The organism is Pseudomonas arvensis, assembly GCF_056688935.1.
The window spans coordinates 1,741,851-1,759,538 of sequence record NZ_CP162038.1 but is presented as its reverse complement, the minus strand read 5'-3'; the positions used below and the strand labels follow the sequence as shown (position 1 = coordinate 1,759,538).

At 57.3% G+C, this 17,688-nt stretch carries 17 protein-coding genes; 8 read left to right on the top strand and 9 right to left on the bottom strand.

Going from position 1 to position 17,688, the window contains the following annotated elements; translation table 11 throughout:
- Positions 1–13 precede the first annotated feature (13 nt).
- From gmd to AB3G88_RS08035, 8 genes are all read left to right on the top strand, one after another.
- Positions 14–1,138: a GDP-mannose 4,6-dehydratase gene (gene gmd / locus AB3G88_RS08070; RefSeq protein WP_178075438.1), complete on the top strand. Its 1,125-nt coding sequence runs from the start codon at positions 14–16 to the stop codon at positions 1,136–1,138.
- A gap of 1 nt (position 1,139) precedes the next feature.
- Positions 1,140–2,117 carry a GDP-L-fucose synthase gene (gene fcl, locus AB3G88_RS08065; protein ID WP_480453640.1) on the top strand — a complete coding sequence of 326 codons (978 nt, stop codon included), beginning with the start codon at positions 1,140–1,142 and terminating at the stop codon, positions 2,115–2,117.
- A 124-nt stretch (positions 2,118–2,241) separates the two neighbouring features.
- Positions 2,242–2,733 carry a DapH/DapD/GlmU-related protein gene (locus AB3G88_RS08060; protein WP_158877028.1) on the top strand — a complete coding sequence of 164 codons (492 nt, stop codon included), beginning with the start codon at positions 2,242–2,244 and terminating at the stop codon, positions 2,731–2,733.
- Positions 2,730–3,914 (top strand): glycosyltransferase, encoded by a 1,185-nt coding sequence (locus AB3G88_RS08055; RefSeq protein WP_480453639.1) that lies wholly within the window; start codon positions 2,730–2,732, stop codon positions 3,912–3,914. The genes AB3G88_RS08060 and AB3G88_RS08055 overlap by 4 nt, the downstream gene beginning before the upstream one ends.
- The gene (locus AB3G88_RS08050) at positions 3,911–5,065 is read left to right on the top strand and encodes a glycosyltransferase family 4 protein (protein ID WP_480453637.1); all 1,155 of its coding nucleotides are present in this window, start codon (positions 3,911–3,913) and stop codon (positions 5,063–5,065) included. Before AB3G88_RS08055 ends, AB3G88_RS08050 begins: the two co-directional genes overlap by 4 nt.
- An 8-nt stretch (positions 5,066–5,073) precedes the next feature.
- A complete protein-coding gene (locus tag AB3G88_RS08045) occupies positions 5,074–6,198 on the top strand; it encodes a glycosyltransferase (protein ID WP_480453636.1) in 1,125 nt (374 codons plus the stop codon).
- Positions 6,199–7,608, top strand: coding sequence for a mannose-1-phosphate guanylyltransferase/mannose-6-phosphate isomerase (locus tag AB3G88_RS08040; protein WP_158877032.1), 1,410 nt, complete (start codon positions 6,199–6,201; stop codon positions 7,606–7,608).
- Between the two features lie 9 nt (positions 7,609–7,617).
- Positions 7,618–8,379, top strand: coding sequence for a glycosyltransferase family 2 protein (locus AB3G88_RS08035; protein ID WP_158877034.1), 762 nt, complete (start codon positions 7,618–7,620; stop codon positions 8,377–8,379).
- 88 nt (positions 8,380–8,467) lie between these two features.
- On the opposite strand, the gene AB3G88_RS08030 is transcribed toward AB3G88_RS08035, so the two are convergent.
- The 9 genes from AB3G88_RS08030 to serC form a co-directional block, all read right to left on the bottom strand.
- Entirely contained in the window at positions 8,468–8,701 is a 234-nt protein-coding gene (locus AB3G88_RS08030) for a lipopolysaccharide assembly protein LapA domain-containing protein (protein WP_099587332.1), read from the bottom strand.
- A gap of 25 nt (positions 8,702–8,726) precedes the next feature.
- On the bottom strand, positions 8,727–9,023 hold the full coding sequence (gene ihfB / locus AB3G88_RS08025) for an integration host factor subunit beta (protein ID WP_003218804.1): 297 nt from the start codon (positions 9,021–9,023) through the stop codon (positions 8,727–8,729).
- A gap of 132 nt (positions 9,024–9,155) precedes the next feature.
- The gene (locus AB3G88_RS08020; RefSeq protein WP_400529506.1) at positions 9,156–9,440 is read right to left on the bottom strand and encodes a hypothetical protein; all 285 of its coding nucleotides are present in this window, start codon (positions 9,438–9,440) and stop codon (positions 9,156–9,158) included.
- 158 nt (positions 9,441–9,598) lie between these two features.
- Entirely contained in the window at positions 9,599–11,284 is a 1,686-nt protein-coding gene (rpsA, locus tag AB3G88_RS08015) for a 30S ribosomal protein S1 (protein WP_027604177.1), read from the bottom strand.
- Positions 11,285–11,404: 120 nt separating this feature from the next.
- Positions 11,405–12,094, bottom strand: a complete 690-nt coding sequence (gene cmk / locus AB3G88_RS08010; protein ID WP_099587334.1) for a (d)CMP kinase — start codon at positions 12,092–12,094, stop codon at positions 11,405–11,407.
- Positions 12,091–14,301, bottom strand: a complete 2,211-nt coding sequence (locus AB3G88_RS08005) for a bifunctional prephenate dehydrogenase/3-phosphoshikimate 1-carboxyvinyltransferase (RefSeq protein WP_480454419.1) — start codon at positions 14,299–14,301, stop codon at positions 12,091–12,093. The genes cmk and AB3G88_RS08005 overlap by 4 nt, the downstream gene beginning before the upstream one ends.
- 28 nt (positions 14,302–14,329) lie before the next feature.
- Complete coding sequence (gene hisC, locus AB3G88_RS08000) at positions 14,330–15,442, bottom strand: histidinol-phosphate transaminase (protein WP_480453634.1); 1,113 nt, start codon at positions 15,440–15,442, stop codon at positions 14,330–14,332.
- A gap of 9 nt (positions 15,443–15,451) precedes the next feature.
- Positions 15,452–16,546 (bottom strand): prephenate dehydratase, encoded by a 1,095-nt coding sequence (gene pheA, locus AB3G88_RS07995; RefSeq protein ID WP_003172650.1) that lies wholly within the window; start codon positions 16,544–16,546, stop codon positions 15,452–15,454.
- Entirely contained in the window at positions 16,546–17,631 is a 1,086-nt protein-coding gene (gene serC / locus AB3G88_RS07990; protein ID WP_099587337.1) for a 3-phosphoserine/phosphohydroxythreonine transaminase, read from the bottom strand. Before serC ends, pheA begins: the two co-directional genes overlap by 1 nt.
- Positions 17,632–17,688: the final 57 nt, after the last annotated feature.

Here is a 17,688-nt window from a genome sequence, read left to right as displayed (position 1 = left end):
CTAGGACGTAGACATGACCCTGAAAAAAGCGCTGATCACCGGGATCACCGGCCAGGACGGCTCCTATCTGGCTGAGTTGTTGTTGGAAAAAGGCTACGAGGTCCACGGCATCAAGCGACGTGCATCGTCCTTCAACACCCAGCGCGTTGATCACATCTACCAGGACCCGCATGTTGATAACCAGCGCTTTATCCTGCATTACGGCGACTTGTCCGATTCGTCCAACCTGACCCGTATCATCAAGGAAGTGCAGCCTGACGAGGTCTACAACCTGGGCGCGCAGTCCCACGTAGCGGTAAGCTTCGAATCGCCTGAATACACCGCCGATGTCGATGCAATGGGAACATTGCGCATTCTTGAAGCAATCCGCCTGCTCGGGCTGGAGAAAAAAACCCGCTTCTACCAGGCCTCCACTTCAGAACTCTACGGACTGGTGCAGGAAACGCCTCAAAAAGAAACCACACCCTTCTATCCGCGCTCGCCTTACGCGGTAGCAAAGCTCTACGCCTACTGGATCGTGGTCAACTACCGTGAAGCCTACGGCATGCACGCCTGCAACGGGATTCTGTTCAACCACGAATCTCCACGCCGCGGCGAAACGTTCGTGACCCGCAAGATCACGCGCGGCCTGGCAAACATCGCCCAGGGCCTTGAACAGTGCCTGTACATGGGCAACATGGATGCACTGCGCGACTGGGGACATGCCAAGGACTACGTCCGCATGCAGTGGATGATGCTGCAACAGGATACCCCTGAAGATTTCGTGATCGCGACAGGCGTGCAATATTCCGTTCGTGACTTCATTCGCTGGTCTGCAGCCGAACTCGGCCTGACCCTGCGCTTTGAAGGGACCGGCGTGGACGAATGCGCCATTATCGAGTCCATCGTTGGCGACAACGCCCCAGCACTCAAGGTCGGGGACACACTGGTTCGCGTCGACCCGCGCTACTTCCGTCCCGCTGAGGTTGAAACCCTGCTGGGTGATCCGACCAAAGCGAAGACCAAGCTGGGTTGGGTACCGGAAATCACCGCACAGGAAATGTGTGCCGAGATGGTTCGCGAAGATCTCAAAGTCGCCCAGCGTCATGCGCTGCTGAAGAACCATGGTTACGATCTGCCGGTGTCGCTGGAGAACTAGGATGTCACGCCAATTGAGCGAGTGTGTTTTTGTTGCCGGCCATAAAGGAATGGTCGGTTCGGCCATTGTCCGTCGCCTGCAAGCGTTGGGTTACACAAATATTGTGACCCGGGACAGGGCTCAATTGAATCTCCTGGATCAGCAGTCGGTCGCCGCGTTTTTTGCCGAGAACAAGATTGAGCAGGTCTACATGGCGGCCGCCAAGGTGGGCGGCATTCACGCCAATAACACCTACCCGGCCGAGTTCATCTACGAGAACCTGACCATGCAGGCCAACATCGTCCACGCTGCACATCAACATGATGTGCAGAAAATGCTATTTCTAGGATCATCCTGCATCTACCCGGTCAAGGTTCAACAGCCCATGGCTGAACAGGCCTTGCTGACCGGCGTGCTTGAGCCTACAAATGAGCCTTACGCAATCGCAAAAATTGCCGGGATCAAGTTGTGCGAAAGCTACAATCGTCAATATGGCCGTGATTATCGTAGCGCCATGCCTACCAACTTGTATGGCCCGAACGACAACTTCCATCCGGAAAACTCTCACGTCATTCCTGCCCTCCTGCGTCGCTTTCATGATGCCACCGAGCAGAATGTCGAAGAAGTCGTGATCTGGGGCAGCGGTTCGCCGATGCGTGAGTTCCTGCATGTCGATGATATGGCAAGTGCATCCGTTCATATTATGGAATTGAGCCCTGAGCTGTATGGCGCCCATACCCAGCCTATGCTCTCTCATATCAACGTCGGGACGGGTGAAGACTGCACCATTCGTGAGCTGGCTCAGACCATCGCCAAGGTCACCGGATTCAAGGGCCGCCTGAGCTTTGATGCGAGCAAACCGGACGGTGCCCCAAGAAAACTGATGGACGTCTCCCGTCTGAAGCAGTTGGGTTGGGAAGCGACAATCACCCTCGAAGATGGACTGAGGGACGCCTACAGCTGGTTTTCCGAGAATGCCCTGCGCGTGCGTTCGCGTTAGTAAAAGGCGCGTGGGATGGTTCATCCTGGAGCCACTCAATGCACCTCTCTCACCTCAATTCCTACTCTGCAGGAAGCAACAGTCTCTGACCGGGGCGCTCCCGGTCGAGGCTTAGTCGGTACCTATGATCAGACACCTAATCAACATCATTCTGTCGCTCCTCCCGCCATCGCGTCTGTTTACCGCCCGATCGGCGCTTCTGCGCTGGGCAGGCATCGAGATGCACCCGGACGTCAAGTTCTGCGGGCGTGGATGGATCTATGGCCGGGGACGCCTGATCATCCGCGAAGGCACCTGGCTTAGCCCTGGGGTGGTGTTTCATACCCATCAAGAAGCCGATATCCAAATCGGCTCCCGCTGCGACCTGGGACATGGCGTTGAATTTATCGTCGGCAGCCACGAACTCGGACCCCGTGAGCGACGCGCAGGCACCGGAACAGCACGCCCCATTGTGGTGGGTGACGGCTGCTGGATTGGCGCCAAAAGCATCATTTTGGGGGGCGTCACCATTGGTGACGGCGCCATCGTTGCCGCCGGAGCCGTGGTGACACGCGACGTTCCCGCCCATACGCTGGTCGCTGGCGTGCCGGCAGTCGCTAAGAGACAACTGCCATGAAGCGCCCGCTGGTCCTGGTAGTGTGCAATGCGCTGGATGACAAGACTCGCCTTGAGAGGGGCATCGTCAGTGATAGCCCTGCCGCCTCCCGCAAGGTGCTCATGCTCTGCCAGGCATTGCGCGAAGCAGGCGCACGCCCCTGCATCCTGAGCCTTGGGCGAGGACGCGCCAACGGCTCCTTCAACTATTTCCCCCGCACAGTCAGGCGGGTGGCGGGCGTGCCCGTCGTGTACGCGCCGTTTTCACATGTTCGGTTTTTTTCCCAGTTTCTCTCATTGTTCTTTCTGATCGGCGCCCTGCTCCGACTTTCGTCAAGCCCGAAGAAAGCGGTGATTTTTTACAACCGCATGAGTGCTTATCTTCCCTTGCTGATAGCAGCATCCGTCAGCGGCTACAAACGCTTCCTTGACCTTGAGGACGGAGAAGTCGCGGGCCAGAACAGCGGTGCGCTGAAAGCACTACTGGGGCGCTCTATTACCTGGCTGTACGACCGCCTTTGTCCAGATGGCGCATTGCTGGCGTGCAGCGCGCTGGCAGGCATGACCGGCATTCGTCCAGTCCATTGTTATTATGGCGCGACCGCTACAAAAACATTCGGCGTTAAATCGAGTGCCAACCCGCAATCAGTCCTGATGGCCGGTACGCTCAATGCCGATACCGGTGCGGATCTGCTGATTGATACCATCCGCCTGCTTCGCCAGGACTCCGAGGCGTGGGTACACAGCCTGCAATTTGAAGTGACCGGCAAAGGTGAGTCACTCGAAGCCCTCCGGGAGCTGGCCAATGAAGGCGCCCCCCCCAGAGTGACGGTGCACGGGCGCACCACCGATATTGAGTACGCCGAGATACTCCATCGATGCAACGTAGGCCTGGCGCTGAAGCCGGTGGGTGGCCCTCTGGCTGACACAACCTTCCCTTCCAAGGTTATTGAATTCGCCGAGGCAGGCTTGCTGGTATTGAGTACAGACATCAGCGATGTGCGCGCGGTATTGGGCTCGGGGGCGCTGTACCTGACACGCAACGACCCAAAGGCGCTGGCAGACCTGCTTCGCAGCGTCGTCGAGGAACCAGGGCAAACACTGGCATGCGCCCTCAGGGGCACAGAGGCCGTCGTGACTCGATGTTCTCCACAACTGGCTGGTCAGGCAGTGCTAGGTTTTATATGGGGTGAGCGCTCATGACAAAGCAGCCTCTATTCATTACCTGGCAACCGGTCCTGACGGATCATCAGGCGTTTACGTATGAAGCACTGTCCCAGCAAGCACAGACACCGCTCCTGGCTTATGTGCTGACGATGGAAGATGCGACCCGTCGCGCTCAGGGTTGGCAAGACACTCAGGTAACGTCGATAGAACGTCGACTGATACCGCAGCGCGGCGGGATGCTTTACTGCTACCGGAAAATGCGCGAGCACCGACATGAAGTCCACCTGTTCGGCAGCGCATTTCAGAATCTGAAAATGCTCTACTGCCTGATGCTGGCCGTCCTGTTTCGAGTGGAGTTCTACATCATCTCGGAGCCGTACTCCCCGATTGCCCAAGGCTACTTCAACGATAAGCTGCGCACACGCGAAAAGCTCAAGGCAGCGTTACGCCCTTGTCTTTACAGGGTGTACACGGCGCTGCTCAAGCGACATATATCCGGAGTCTTTACAATCTCGGCAAAGGCGATTGAACAATACTCAACGTCGGGGATAGCAAAAAACAAACTGTTTCCTTTCGGCTACTTTGTTCCGGCCATCGGGGCACTCGCGCCGAATTCAAAAGACCCCGGTGAAGACGACACGACATTAAGAATTGTCTTTGTCGGCGCATTGATCGCGCGCAAAGGCATCGATCTGCTCATTGAAGCCGTTACCCGCTCTAAAGCGCCGATCATTCTGGATATCTACGGCCCTGGCGGCTCCAAGCTGCTTGCCTTCGACAGCGACAGGATTCACTTGCGCGGGACAATCCCGTTCGGCATGACCCAGAAAGTAGTGTCCGAGTACGACATCTTGGTCTTGCCTAGTCGTTATGATGGCTGGGGAGTCGTGGTGAATGAAGCGTTGTGCGCGGGCGTTCCTGTGATCTGCAGCGATCAGGTAGGCGCTCGGGTTCTGGTGGAGACATTTGGTGCCGGGGACGTATTCGTGGCCGATGATCCGGATTCACTGGAATCGCTCATCAGTGCATTGCACACCGACCCCACACGCCTGCTTACCATGCGCGCTGCCACATCCCGTGCTGCTGCGGCCATTCAACCGGAGGTCGCGGCCCGCTACATGCTGGCCGTTCTTCGCGCCAATCCCCAAAGCAAAGCTGCCGTTATCTCTCCTTGGTATCCGGAATAATCATCGCCATGAGACAAGATGCTGTTCGTCTTCACCTGACCAACATTGCCGGACTGGGCGCGGTGCAATTGATCAAGTCATTGCTGCCCGCCCTGGAGAGGAATAAAACCGTACGCGTTGTCGAGGTTTATCTGCCCGACAAGGGAGACTTATCGTCTTATCAGAATAACGACACGTCAGTCGCCTTGACACGTTACCGTCGCTACCTTCCCAATTCGCTATCACGCTTGGCGGAGTGCCTGTTTTTAGGACAGCGCTTTAGTGGGGAGCTTCCGCTTCTGGTCATGGGCGACCTGCCCATTCGTTGCACGAGCCAACAGACGGTTTTTGTTCAAACACCACACCTCTTGCGCCCGGAAAAATTCTCTTGGCGCCTTGGAAAAATGAAGCAGGCACTACTCAGATGGGTGTTTCGGTCCAACATCAAATACGCGCAGGCGTTTATCGTCCAAACTACATTGATGCGTGACGCTCTTATCAAGTCGTACCCGTCCCTGCACTCGCGCGTACACGTTGTGGCACAACCTGTTCCTGCATGGTTGTTGAACGCCGGAATCAAACGCACCGGGCGCATCACGACCGAGGGTGATCCGCTGCACCTGATCTACCCCGCAGCCGGATATCCGCATAAAAATCACAAGCTGCTTGCCAGCATTGATGACCGCCAGGCTGCACAGTGGCCCTTGGCGCGCCTTGCTATAACGCTCGACGAAAAAAGCAATCCAGCACCCAATCTTCCATGGCTTCACTGCCTGGGCACACTGACTGCGCAACAGATGATTGATGCCTACAACCGAGTGGATGCGCTACTGTTTCTCTCAACGGATGAAAGTTATGGGTTTCCACTTGTGGAAGCCATGTTTGCAGGCCTGCCCATCGTATGTCCGGACCTGCCTTATGCGCGGGTTTTATGTGGCGACGAGGCGATATACTTTCAAGCCAATAGCGCAGACTCGTTGAAAGATGCGGTAAACGAACTGCACGCAAAACTCTCGACAGGCTACTGGCCTGACTGGACAGAACAGTTGAAAACGATCCCTAAAGATTGGGAGAGCGTCGCGAAGACCATGCTGGATATCGCTTTAAAACCGTCTGTCGGCGTGACCAACGAATTGAACGCAAGGGAAGAATAAATGTTGATTCCGGTAATTATGGCCGGCGGTTCTGGCTCACGCCTTTGGCCGCTTTCGCGTCAGCTCAACCCCAAGCAGTTTCTTTGCCTGGCTGACAGCGAGCTGTCCATGTTGCAGGCCACAATCAAGCGCCTGGAAGGACTTGAAGTCGATGTCCCCCGATTAATCTGCAACGAAGAACATCGATTCCTGGCCGCCGAACAGCTTCGGCAACTGGGCCTGGAAAGCGCCAACATCCTGCTGGAACCCGTGGGGCGCAATACGGCTCCAGCGGTCGCACTGGCAGCACTGCAATCGTGCGTCGACGGGCAGGATCCGCTCTTGCTGGTACTGGCAGCCGATCACCTGATCCAGGATGTCGCCGCATTCCAAGCGTGCATCCACAAAGCGCTTCCCCTGGCGCTCGACGGCAAGTTGGTGACCTTCGGTATTGTGGCGACTCAGCCGGAAACAGGTTATGGCTATATCGAAAAGGGTAATAGCGTCAACGCCGCCGGATTCGAGGTCGCGCGCTTCGTCGAGAAGCCTGATGAAGAAACTGCACGCGCTTACCTTTCCAGCGGAAACTATCTCTGGAACAGTGGCATGTTCATGTTCCGCGCGGGCAGGTACCTGGAAGAGTTGGCAAAATTCCGTCCGGACATCCTCGCAGCTTGTCGCAGCGCTATCGCAGTGGGTGCCCAAGATATGCATTTCACGCGTGTCGGCAAAGAGGCCTTCGCAGCGTGTCCGTCGGAGTCGATCGATTATGCGGTAATGGAGAAAACGGCTGACGCTGTCGTCGTACCGCTCGATGCCGGCTGGAGCGATATTGGATCATGGGCAGCGCTGTGGGAGGTTGGCAAGAAGGACGCACAAGGCAACGTGTGCAACGGGGACGTTCTGGTCGAACAGACCCACAACACATTCGTACATTCCCAGAGTCGCCTGGTGAGCACCGTAGGTGTTGAGGACCTGGTGATCGTGGAAACCAAGGATGCCATCCTGGTCGCCCACAAAAGCCAAGTGCAGAACGTCAAGAAGATCGTTGATCGATTGAAAGCCGAAGGCCGATGCGAATCCCTTGATCATCGTGAAGTCTATCGGCCTTGGGGGATGTACGATTCCATTGATAATGGCAGCCGCTACCAAGTGAAGCGCATCACCGTTAATCCAGGCGCGAAGCTATCACTGCAGATGCATCACCATCGAGCTGAGCACTGGATTGTCGTGAGTGGCACCGCCCGGGTTACCAATGGTGAGAAAACTTATCTGGTCACTGAAAACCAGTCGACGTATATCCCTATTGGTCAGGTCCACACGCTGGAGAACCCTGGCGTTATACCCCTGGAGCTGATTGAAGTGCAGTCCGGCTCCTATTTGGGTGAAGACGATATCGTACGCTTCGAAGACCTGTATGGTCGTACATAAGAGGTTGTCTTGAAGTTATCAATTATTACAGTCTGTTTTAACAGCGCGAGCACCATTCGAGACACGATTGAGTCCGTTCTTTCACAAGACTATGGTGATATCGAATACATCGTTGTGGACGGCGGCTCAAGGGACGGGACGCAGGCGATTGTCGAATCTTATGGAGACCGTATCAGTCGCTTTGTCAGCGAGCCGGACAAGGGCCTCTACGATGCAATGAATAAAGGTGTAGCCATGGCTACCGGTGCCGTGGTCGGCATTTTGAATTCCGATGACTTTTATGAAAGCACCACCAGTCTTTCGTCTGTGGCGAAAGCATTCGAACGTCGCCCAGAGAGCGATGCGGTGTTTGGCGATGTGGTTTTTGTCAATCCAACCGACCTGCACAAAGTGACACGCTTTTACCGCGCAAACCGCTTTGCACCATGGAAGTTGCGCTTTGGATGGATGCCACCTCATCCGGCGACATTCATTCGTAAATCAGCTTACAACGTCGTCGGCCAGTACTCGTTGAAGTACAGGATTTCTGCGGATTACGAGTTTTTTGTGCGACTGTTTAAGGTGCACGCCCTCAAGTATTCTTATATTAATCAAGTGCTGGTACGGATGCGATCAGGAGGCGCCAGTACAGCTGGACTAAGGAGCAGCTTGAAGTTGAACCTGGAAATCGTTAATGCCTGTCGCACGAATGGGCTCTACACCAACATACTGATGCTGCTGTTCAAACTGCCATTCAAGCTCTACGAATTGCGTAAACGACCAGCCTCATGACTTGGCAGAACCGCTGGATGTGATGGACGAGCAACTGCGCTCACTGGCCGCAGGCAGATCAGGGTTGAGCGGGGTATGCATCCAAGGGCTATAAACCTTGTTTACGACGCCCCGCAAGCCTGATCACTCCACCGAGCAACGGTCCAATCAGCATGCCTGCAATCAACGCCAGCGTTACAAACACGGCCACGGGTAACTGCGCACTACTCCAACCCAAAAACGACAGCGCGACGCCCTGCTGATTCTCAAGCACAAACGCAAGGGTCACCAAGACAAACGCCAGAATGGTCAACACCAACAAAACGCGCTTAACCCCACTCATAACTTTTCCCCCTATCCAAAAACACTCAGACGCCCTCTTCTTCGTCTTCGTTCACCCGATCCCGCAACTCCTTGCCTGGCTTGAAGTGAGGCACGAACTTACCATCAAGACTCACAGACTGCCCGGTCTTGGGATTTCGCCCAACCCGCGGCGCGCGATAGTGAAGGGAGAAGCTCCCAAACCCGCGAATCTCAATCCGATCGCCGGTAGCCAAGCACTGGGACATTTGTTCAAGCATGGTCTTGATAGCCAGCTCCACATCCTTGGATGAAAGCAGCCCTTGATGGGTGACAATTCGTTCGATCAACTCCGACTTCGTCATATTTTTCCCTTCTTTTTCAAGCAGCTAGGAAAAGCGCTTCGAAGGTTTTAGCATGACTTGATGAATTTGAACAGCCCATGCATCAACTTATCTGCTGGCCGAATAAGCACTTGTGGCGAACACGTAATGCGCTTAATTGCAGATCACAAGCATCGTGCGAGTGACTGCCCCAGCCGGGTTCCAGCCGAACAGGTAGTCGCCCTCCTCATCCTTGGCCTCGCTTGACCTGGTGATGACCTTGTAGCCTTGCATCTTGCATTCGCGGGCGGCGCGCTGTTCGCATTTCTCCCAATGATTGCCAAGCCCCGAGCAGTCGACTTCAATCCCGCTGACGCCGCGCCTCACGTGAGTTTTGGCGCTGGTGGCGGAGCAGCCTGCAAGCATTACAACTAAGAACACTACGATAAGCTTGTTCATTGGGACCCTTATTAAAACAGCAACAGGAGAGTGCTTTTATCAAGACTATAGTCAGCTCTGACACTGAGCTGTAGGCCTTGGTTCTCACTTGTTGATTCAACGAATTTCAGGCACAAAAAAGGGCGACCGAAGTCGCCCTTTTTACAGCTTTACAGAACTTAGTTCTGCTTAGCCATTGCTTCGCGCAGCAGGGAGGCCATGGTGGTCTCGCCAGTTGCAGCTTCCGGAGCGGATTTCAGGCTCTGGATAGCTTCTTTCTCTTCAACTTCATCTTTCGACTTGATGGAGAGTTGGATCACGCGGCTCTTGCGGTCAACGCTGATGATCTTGGCTTCTACTTCCTGGCCTTCCTTCAGAACGTTGCGCGCGTCTTCAACGCGGTCACGGCTGATTTCGGAGGCTTTCAGAGTCGCTTCGATATCGTCGGCCAGAACGATGATGGCGCCTTTGGCGTCAACTTCTTTCACAGTGCCTTTAACGATGGCGCCTTTGTCGTTCTCTTGAACGTACTCGGAGAACGGATCGCTTTCCAGTTGCTTGATACCCAGGGAGATGCGCTCGCGCTCTGGGTCAACCGACAGGATAACGGTGTCCAGCTCGTCGCCCTTCTTGAAACGACGAACAGCTTCTTCGCCAACTTCGTTCCAGGAGATGTCGGACAGGTGAACCAGGCCGTCGATGCCGCCGTCCAGACCAATGAAGATACCGAAATCGGTGATCGACTTGATGGTGCCGGAGATTTTATCGCCCTTGTTGAACTGGCCAGAGAAATCTTCCCATGGGTTAGATTTGCACTGCTTGATGCCCAGGGAGATACGACGACGCTCTTCGTCGATGTCCAGAACCATAACTTCCACTTCGTCGCCGACTTGTACGACTTTCGAAGGGTGGATGTTCTTGTTGGTCCAGTCCATTTCGGAAACGTGTACCAGGCCTTCCACGCCTTCTTCCAGCTCAGCGAAGCAGCCGTAGTCGGTCAGGTTGGTAACACGCGCGGTTACGCGGGTGCTTTCTGGGTAACGAGCTTTGATAGCAACCCATGGATCTTCGCCCAGCTGCTTCAAGCCCAGGGAAACGCGGTTACGCTCACGATCGTACTTCAGAACCTTGACATCGATCTCGTCGCCAACGTTGACGATTTCGGAAGGATGCTTGATACGCTTCCAAGCCATGTCGGTAATGTGCAGCAGGCCATCGACGCCACCCAGATCGACGAATGCGCCGTAATCGGTGAGGTTCTTGACGATACCTTTGACTTGTTGGCCTTCCTGCAGGGATTCCAGCAGAGCTTCACGCTCGGCGGAGTTCTCTGCTTCCAGGACGCTACGACGGGAAACGACAACGTTGTTGCGCTTCTGATCGAGTTTGATGACCTTGAATTCGAGTTCTTTGCCTTCCAGGTGCGTGGTGTCGCGCACAGGACGAACGTCGACCAAAGAACCTGGCAGGAACGCACGGATGCCGTTAACGTCGACAGTGAAGCCGCCTTTAACCTTACCGTTGATAACGCCCTTGACCACTTCTTCAGCTGCGAAGGCTGCTTCGAGAACAATCCAGCATTCAGCGCGCTTGGCTTTTTCACGGGACAGCTTGGTTTCACCGAAACCGTCTTCAACCGAGTCCAGAGCAACGTGAACTTCGTCACCGACATTGATTGTCAGATCACCAGCATCGTTGTAGAACTGTTCCAGCGGGATCAGAGCTTCAGACTTCAGACCAGCGTGAACGGTTACCCAGCGAGCTTGGTAATCGATATCAACGATAACACCGGTGATGATGGAGCCTGCCTGAAGGTTCAGGGTTTTTAGGCTTTCTTCAAAGAGTTCCGCAAAGCTTTCGCTCATTTTAATTCCTGTTGATAAGGGCGAAGAATACGCCCATCTCCACACCCCAGACGGTGTGGGTCAGTTTCAGTTAAAAGAAGCCACCGCAGGACTATGACTGGTCCCCTGCGGCCTTCTTGATCACCCGGCGATATCGCGAATGGCGATTTCACTCATGATGCGTTCCAGCACCTGCTCGATGGACAACTCCGTGGAATCCAGCTGTATGGCATCAGCCGCCGGCTTTAGCGGGGCTACTGCGCGCTGGGTATCACGCTCATCGCGTGCACGGATCTCATCTAGCAGACTCGACAGACTAACACCATCGACTTTGCCCTTCAACTGCAAGTAACGGCGGCGTGCCCGCTCCTCGGCGCTGGCGGTGAGGAAAATCTTCAGCGGCGCTTCAGGAAACACCACCGTGCCCATGTCGCGGCCATCTGCCACAAGGCCCGGCGGCTCCTGAAAAGCCCGCTGACGCTGCAGCAACGCGTCGCGCACGGCCGGCAGCGCGGCGATCTGGGAGGCCCAGGAACCCACTTGTTCGTTACGCAGGTCATCCGTCACATCATCCCCTTCCAGGATAATGCGCTGAGGATGACCTTCCGTCGCCCCGACGAACTGCACATCAAGGTGCGCCGCCAGCAGCTTCAAGGACTCTTCGTTGGTCAGGTCCACGCCATGGTTGCGTGCGGCAAATGCCAGCAGGCGATACAGCGCGCCGGAATCCAGCAGGCACCAGCCGAGGCGCTTGGCCAGGATGCCGGCGATCGTGCCTTTGCCCGAGCCACTTGGCCCGTCGATGGTAATCACCGGTGATTTGATATTCACAATTGAGCCTCTTGGGCAACACGGATGCCGACTTGGGCACACAGTGTAAGAAAATTCGGAAAAGACGTAGCAACATTGGCGCAGTCACGGATACGAATCGGCGCAGTCGCCCTGAGGGACGCTACGCTGAACGCCATGGCAATCCGGTGATCACCCTGGGCATGAACTTCACCCCCGCCCATCAGGCCGCCGTCAATGATAATCCCATCGGAGGTGGCTTCACACTTCACGCCCAGCGCCAGCAGACCGTCGGCCATCACCTGGATACGGTCAGACTCCTTTACGCGCAGCTCCTCAGCCCCACGCAAAATGGTCCGACCCTCTGCGCAGGCCGCCGCAATAAACAACACTGGAAATTCATCGATGGCCAATGGCACAAGGGCTTCTGGAATCTCGATACCCTTCAGCGACGCAGCACGCACATGCAGGTCTGCGACAGGCTCACCACCGACTTCGCGCTGGTTTTCCAGGGTGATATCTGCGCCCATCAGCCGCAGGATATCGATTACCCCGGTGCGAGTAGGGTTGATGCCGACATGTTCCAGCAGCAGCTCGGAACCCTCGGCAATCGACGCCGCCACCAGGAAAAACGCAGCAGAGGAAATATCCCCTGGCACTTCAATATGGGTAGCCGTCAGTGCATGTCCCGATTCAATCGACGCAGTAGCGCCCTCCACCAGCACCGGATAGCCAAAACCGCGCAACATGCGCTCGGTATGATCGCGGGTCGGTGCAGGCTCGGTCACTGCAGTTTTGCCGTCGGCATACAACCCGGCCAGCAACAAGCAGGATTTGACCTGGGCGCTGGCCATCGGCAACGCGTAGTTCAAGCCTTTAAGCGACTGCCCGCCACGAATGGTCAGCGGCGGACGCCCTTGCGGCGCGGTCTCGATCACTGCGCCCATTTCCCGCAGCGGCTTGGCCACCCGGCTCATCGGCCGCTTGGACAACGACGCATCGCCTGTCAGCACGCTGTCAAAGCGTTGCGCCGCCAGCAACCCGGACAACAGCCGCATGGACGTGCCCGAGTTCCCCAGATAAATCGGCCCCGGCGCTGGCTTCAAGCCATGCAAGCCCACGCCATGAATGATCACGCGCCCATGGTGCGGGCCCTCAATGACCACACCCATGTCGCGAAACGCCTGCAAGGTCGCCAGGGCATCTTCGCCCTCAAGAAAACCTTCAACCTCGGTCACGCCATCAGCCAATGAGCCCAACATGATCGACCGATGGGAGATCGACTTGTCACCCGGCACCCGGATACGCCCGCTCAAGCGGCCGCCCGGATTGGCGAGAAAGGCCAGCTCATCGACGTTCACAGCGGTTTCCATATAGGCACGCCGCGCCAGGATCTTGCTGAAATGCTCACGCGCCACCCGCGCACGGGTGAACACGCCCAACAACTGATGACCATCACCCGCATCGACCGCATCGCGCAGCGCGTCGAGGTCACTGCGGAAGGTGTCCAGGGTGCGCAACACCGCTTCGCGATTGGCAAGGAAGATGTCGTGCCACATCACCGGATCACTGCCGGCAATCCGCGTGAAATCGCGGAAGCCACCGGCGGCGTAGCGGAAAATGTCCAGGTTTTCGTTGCGCTTGGCCAGGGAATCCACCAGGCCGAATGCCAGCAAATGCGGCAAATGGCTGGTCGCCGCCAGCACTTCGTCGTGGCGTTCGACTTGCATGTGTTCGACGTCCGCTCCCAGCGCGCGCCAGAGACGATCCACCACGGCCAACGCAGCCGGGTCGGTTTGTTCAAGCGGCGTCAGGATCACCTTATGCCGACGGAACAGCTGCGCATTGGACGCCTCCACCCCGCTCTGCTCGGAACCAGCAATCGGGTGGCCCGGCACGAAGCGCGCAGGCATACCGCCAAAAGCCAGTTGCGCCGCGCGCACCACATTGCCTTTGGCACTGCCGACGTCCGTAAGAATCGCCTGACCCAAGTCCATGCCAGCCAGCACTGCCAGCAACTTCTCCATCGCCAGGATCGGCACCGCGAGTTGGATCACATCAGCCCCCTGGCACGCGAGCGCCAGGTCTGCTTCACAGCGATCCACCACGCCCAGCTCAACCGCGAGCTTGCGCGACTGCGGGTCCAGGTCGACGCCGACCACTTCGCCACACAGCCCGCTTTCACGCAGGCCTTTGGCGAAAGAGCCGCCAATCAACCCCAGCCCGACCACCACCAGGCGACCGATCATAGGCACAGCAGGTTGCAATGCAGTGACATCAACCACGAGCCAGAACCTTGGCCAGCGCCTCCAGGAAGCGACTGTTTTCAGCCGGCAAACCGATGGTGATACGCAGGTGGTTCGGCATGCCGTAGTTGGCCACCGGACGCACAATCACGCCTTCGCGCAACAGGCCCTGGAACACAGGCGCAGCCACTTGGCCGAGGTCGACGCAGATGAAGTTGCCCTTGGACGGAATCCAGCCCAGGCCCAACTCACGCAAGCCTGCCTGCAACTGCAGCATGCCGCTTTCGTTGATCCGGCGACCCTCTTCCAGGTACTCGGCGTCCTTCACCGCTGCACAGGCCGCGGCCAGGGCGAGGCTGTTGACGTTGAACGGTTGGCGCACGCGGTTCAGCACATCAGCCACCACCGCCGTGGACAGGCCATAGCCAACCCGCAGCGAGGCCAGGCCGTAAGCCTTGGAGAAGGTGCGCGACACCAGCAGGTTCGGGTACGCCGCCAGGAAGTCCAGGCCATCCGGCAGGTCGCCGCCTTCGGCGTATTCGATGTAGGCCTCGTCCAACACCACCAGCACGTGCTCTGGCACATCCCGCAAAAACTCGTTCAGCGCCTGCTCATCGAACCAGGTGCCGGTCGGGTTGTTCGGGTTGGCGATAAACACCACGCGGGTCTGGGCATCGATGGCCGCCAGCATCGCTGGCAGGTCATGGCCCCAGTCCTTGGCAGGAATCACACGCGCGTCAGCACCGACGGCCTGAGTGACGATCGGGTAGACCGCAAACGCGTGCTCACTGAACACCGCATTCAGGCCCGGCGCCAGGTAGGCACGACCGACCAGCTCAAGGATGTCGTTGGAGCCGTTGCCCAGCGTGACCTGGCTCAGCTCAACCCGGCATTTTTCTGCCAGCAACGACTTGAGGGCAAAGCCGTTGCCATCAGGATAACGGGTCAGCTCGGCCAGCTCTTCGCGAATCGCCGCGAGCACTTTGGGGCTCGGGCCCAGCGGGTTCTCGTTGCTCGCCAGCTTGACGATTTTGGACGGGTCCAGATTCAACTCACGCGCCAGCTCGTCCACAGGCTTGCCCGGGACGTAAGGCGACAGTTGTTGCACGCCCGGCTGAGCCAGGGCGAGGAAGTTGCCACTCATGTTAACGCCTCACAAAACCGCTTTCGGGTAAGAGCCCAGCACCTTGAGTGCCACGGCCTCTTGACTGATTTTCTCGAGCACACCTTTGACCAGCGGGTCGCGGTGATGGCCGATGAAGTCGATAAAGAACACGTAGGTCCATTTACCGCTGCGCGAAGGACGAGTCTCAATGCGCGTCAGGTCAATCCCATTGTCATGGAACGGCACCAGCAGCTCATGCAGCGCGCCGGGCTTGTTGCTCATGGAGACGATGATCGAGGTCTTGTCGTCGCCGGTCGGCGGCACTTCCTGGCTGCCGATCATCAGGAAGCGCGTGGAGTTATCCGGGCGATCCTCGATTTTCTCGGCCAGGCGCGTCAGGCCGTACAGGCCTGCGGCCATATCGCCGGCAATCGCCGCCGAGTTCCACTCACCCTTGACCCGCTTGGCCGCTTCGGCGTTGCTGGACACCGCCACGCGCTCGACATTCGGGTAATGGGCATCCAGCCACTTGCGGCACTGGGCCAGGGACTGGGCGTGGGAGTAGATGCGGCTGATGCTGTCGGTCTTGGTGTTCTCGCCCACCAGCAGGTGGTGGTGGATACGCAGCTCGACTTCGCCGCAGATCACCATGTCATGCTCAAGGAAGCTGTCCAGGGTGTGGTTGACCGCGCCCTCGGTGGAATTTTCCACCGGCACCACGCCAAAGTTCACCGCACCGGCTGCGACTTCACGGAACACTTCGTCGATGGCCGCCATCGGCTTGCTGATCACCGCGTGGCCGAAGTGCTTCATGGCTGCCGCCTGGGTAAACGTACCTTCAGGACCGAGGTAAGCCACCTTCAGCGGCTGCTCCAGCGCGAGGCACGACGACATGATTTCACGGAACAACCGCGCCATCTCTTCGTTGCCCAGCGGCCCCTTGTTGCGCTCCATCACGCGCTTGAGCACCTGGGCCTCACGCTCGGGACGGTAGAACACCGGCACTTCGCCTTCAGCCAGGGACGCCATCTTTACCCGTGCCACTTCCTGGGCGCACCGCGCACGCTCACTGATCAGTTCCAAGACTTTCTCGTCCAGGCTGTCGATGCGTACACGCAGGGCCTTGAGCTCTTGTTCAGACATTAGCCGTGTTCCTTTTCGAACTCTGCCATGTAGGCCACCAGCGCGTTGATCGCGTGGATGTCGACAGCGTTATAGATGGAGGCGCGCATGCCGCCGACTGAACGATGGCCCTTGAGGTTCAGCAGGCCACGCTCGTCGGCACCGGCCAGGAATGGCTTGTCCAGACGGTCGTCAGCCAGGCGGAACGGCACGTTCATCCACGAGCGGTCGGTCAGGTTGATCGGGTTGCTGTACAGGCCGCTGGCGTCGATGAAGTCGTACAGGGTGCGCTTCTTCTCTTCGTTGAGCTTGCCCATGGCGGCGACACCGCCCTGCTCTTTCAGCCACTCGAACACGAGGCCGGACAGGTACCAGGAAAACGCCGGCGGGGTGTTGTACATCGAGCCATTGTCGGCCGCGACCTTGTAGTTGAGCATGGTCGGGCACAGCGAACGGGCACGCCCCAACAGGTCTTCGCGGACGATGTTGACCAGGATGCCACTTGGGCCGATGTTCTTTTGCGCACCGGCGTAGATCATGCCGTACTTGGACACGTCGATCGGGCGCGAAAGGATGTCCGAAGACATGTCGCACACCAATGGCACATCGCCAACTTCCGGCACCCAGTCAAATTCCAGGCCGCCGATGGTTTCGTTCTGCACGTAGTGCACGTAGGCAGCGTCCTTCGACAACTTCCATTCGTTCTGACCAGGAATGGCGAAGTAGTCGTAGGGCTTGGCGGTGCCGGCCACATTGACGTGACCGTAGCGCGAGGCCTCTTCAATAGCCTTCTGACCCCAGATGCCGGTGTCGATGTAGTCGGCCGTGCCGTCTTCCGGCAGCAGGTTCAGCGGGATCTGAGCGAACTGCTGGCTCGCGCCGCCTTGCAGGAACAGCACTTTGTAATGGGAGGGGATGTCCAGCAAGTCGCGCAGATCCTGCTCGGCCTTGGTCGCAATGGACACGAACTCATCACTGCGATGGCTCATTTCCATCACGGAGAGGCCTTTTCCATGCCAGTCGAGGAGTTCACCCTGCGCACGCTGCAGGACTGCTTCAGGAAGCGCCGCGGGACCGGCACAGAAGTTATAGGCTCTCTTGCTCACATCCAATCTCACTCTGATCTGGTGGGGTGGTGCAATAAACGGGTATTTCAATACTTT

Coding starts and splice junctions, on each gene's coding strand:
- hisC (WP_480453634.1), bottom strand. CDS start 15,442: ATGAGTGGCAACTTCCTCGCCCTGGCTCAGCCGGGCGTGCAACAACTG.
- AB3G88_RS08055 (WP_480453639.1), top strand. CDS start 2,730: ATGAAGCGCCCGCTGGTCCTGGTAGTGTGCAATGCGCTGGATGACAAG.
- AB3G88_RS08045 (WP_480453636.1), top strand. CDS start 5,074: ATGAGACAAGATGCTGTTCGTCTTCACCTGACCAACATTGCCGGACTG.
- AB3G88_RS08040 (WP_158877032.1), top strand. CDS start 6,199: ATGTTGATTCCGGTAATTATGGCCGGCGGTTCTGGCTCACGCCTTTGG.
- AB3G88_RS08030 (WP_099587332.1), bottom strand. CDS start 8,701: ATGAGTGGGGTTAAGCGCGTTTTGTTGGTGTTGACCATTCTGGCGTTT.
- AB3G88_RS08020 (WP_400529506.1), bottom strand. CDS start 9,440: ATGAACAAGCTTATCGTAGTGTTCTTAGTTGTAATGCTTGCAGGCTGC.
- AB3G88_RS08050 (WP_480453637.1), top strand. CDS start 3,911: ATGACAAAGCAGCCTCTATTCATTACCTGGCAACCGGTCCTGACGGAT.
- AB3G88_RS08060 (WP_158877028.1), top strand. CDS start 2,242: ATGATCAGACACCTAATCAACATCATTCTGTCGCTCCTCCCGCCATCG.
- ihfB (WP_003218804.1), bottom strand. CDS start 9,023: ATGACGAAGTCGGAGTTGATCGAACGAATTGTCACCCATCAAGGGCTG.
- rpsA (WP_027604177.1), bottom strand. CDS start 11,284: ATGAGCGAAAGCTTTGCGGAACTCTTTGAAGAAAGCCTAAAAACCCTG.
- gmd (WP_178075438.1), top strand. CDS start 14: ATGACCCTGAAAAAAGCGCTGATCACCGGGATCACCGGCCAGGACGGC.
- AB3G88_RS08005 (WP_480454419.1), bottom strand. CDS start 14,301: ATGATCGGTCGCCTGGTGGTGGTCGGGCTGGGGTTGATTGGCGGCTCT.
- pheA (WP_003172650.1), bottom strand. CDS start 16,546: ATGTCTGAACAAGAGCTCAAGGCCCTGCGTGTACGCATCGACAGCCTG.
- fcl (WP_480453640.1), top strand. CDS start 1,140: ATGTCACGCCAATTGAGCGAGTGTGTTTTTGTTGCCGGCCATAAAGGA.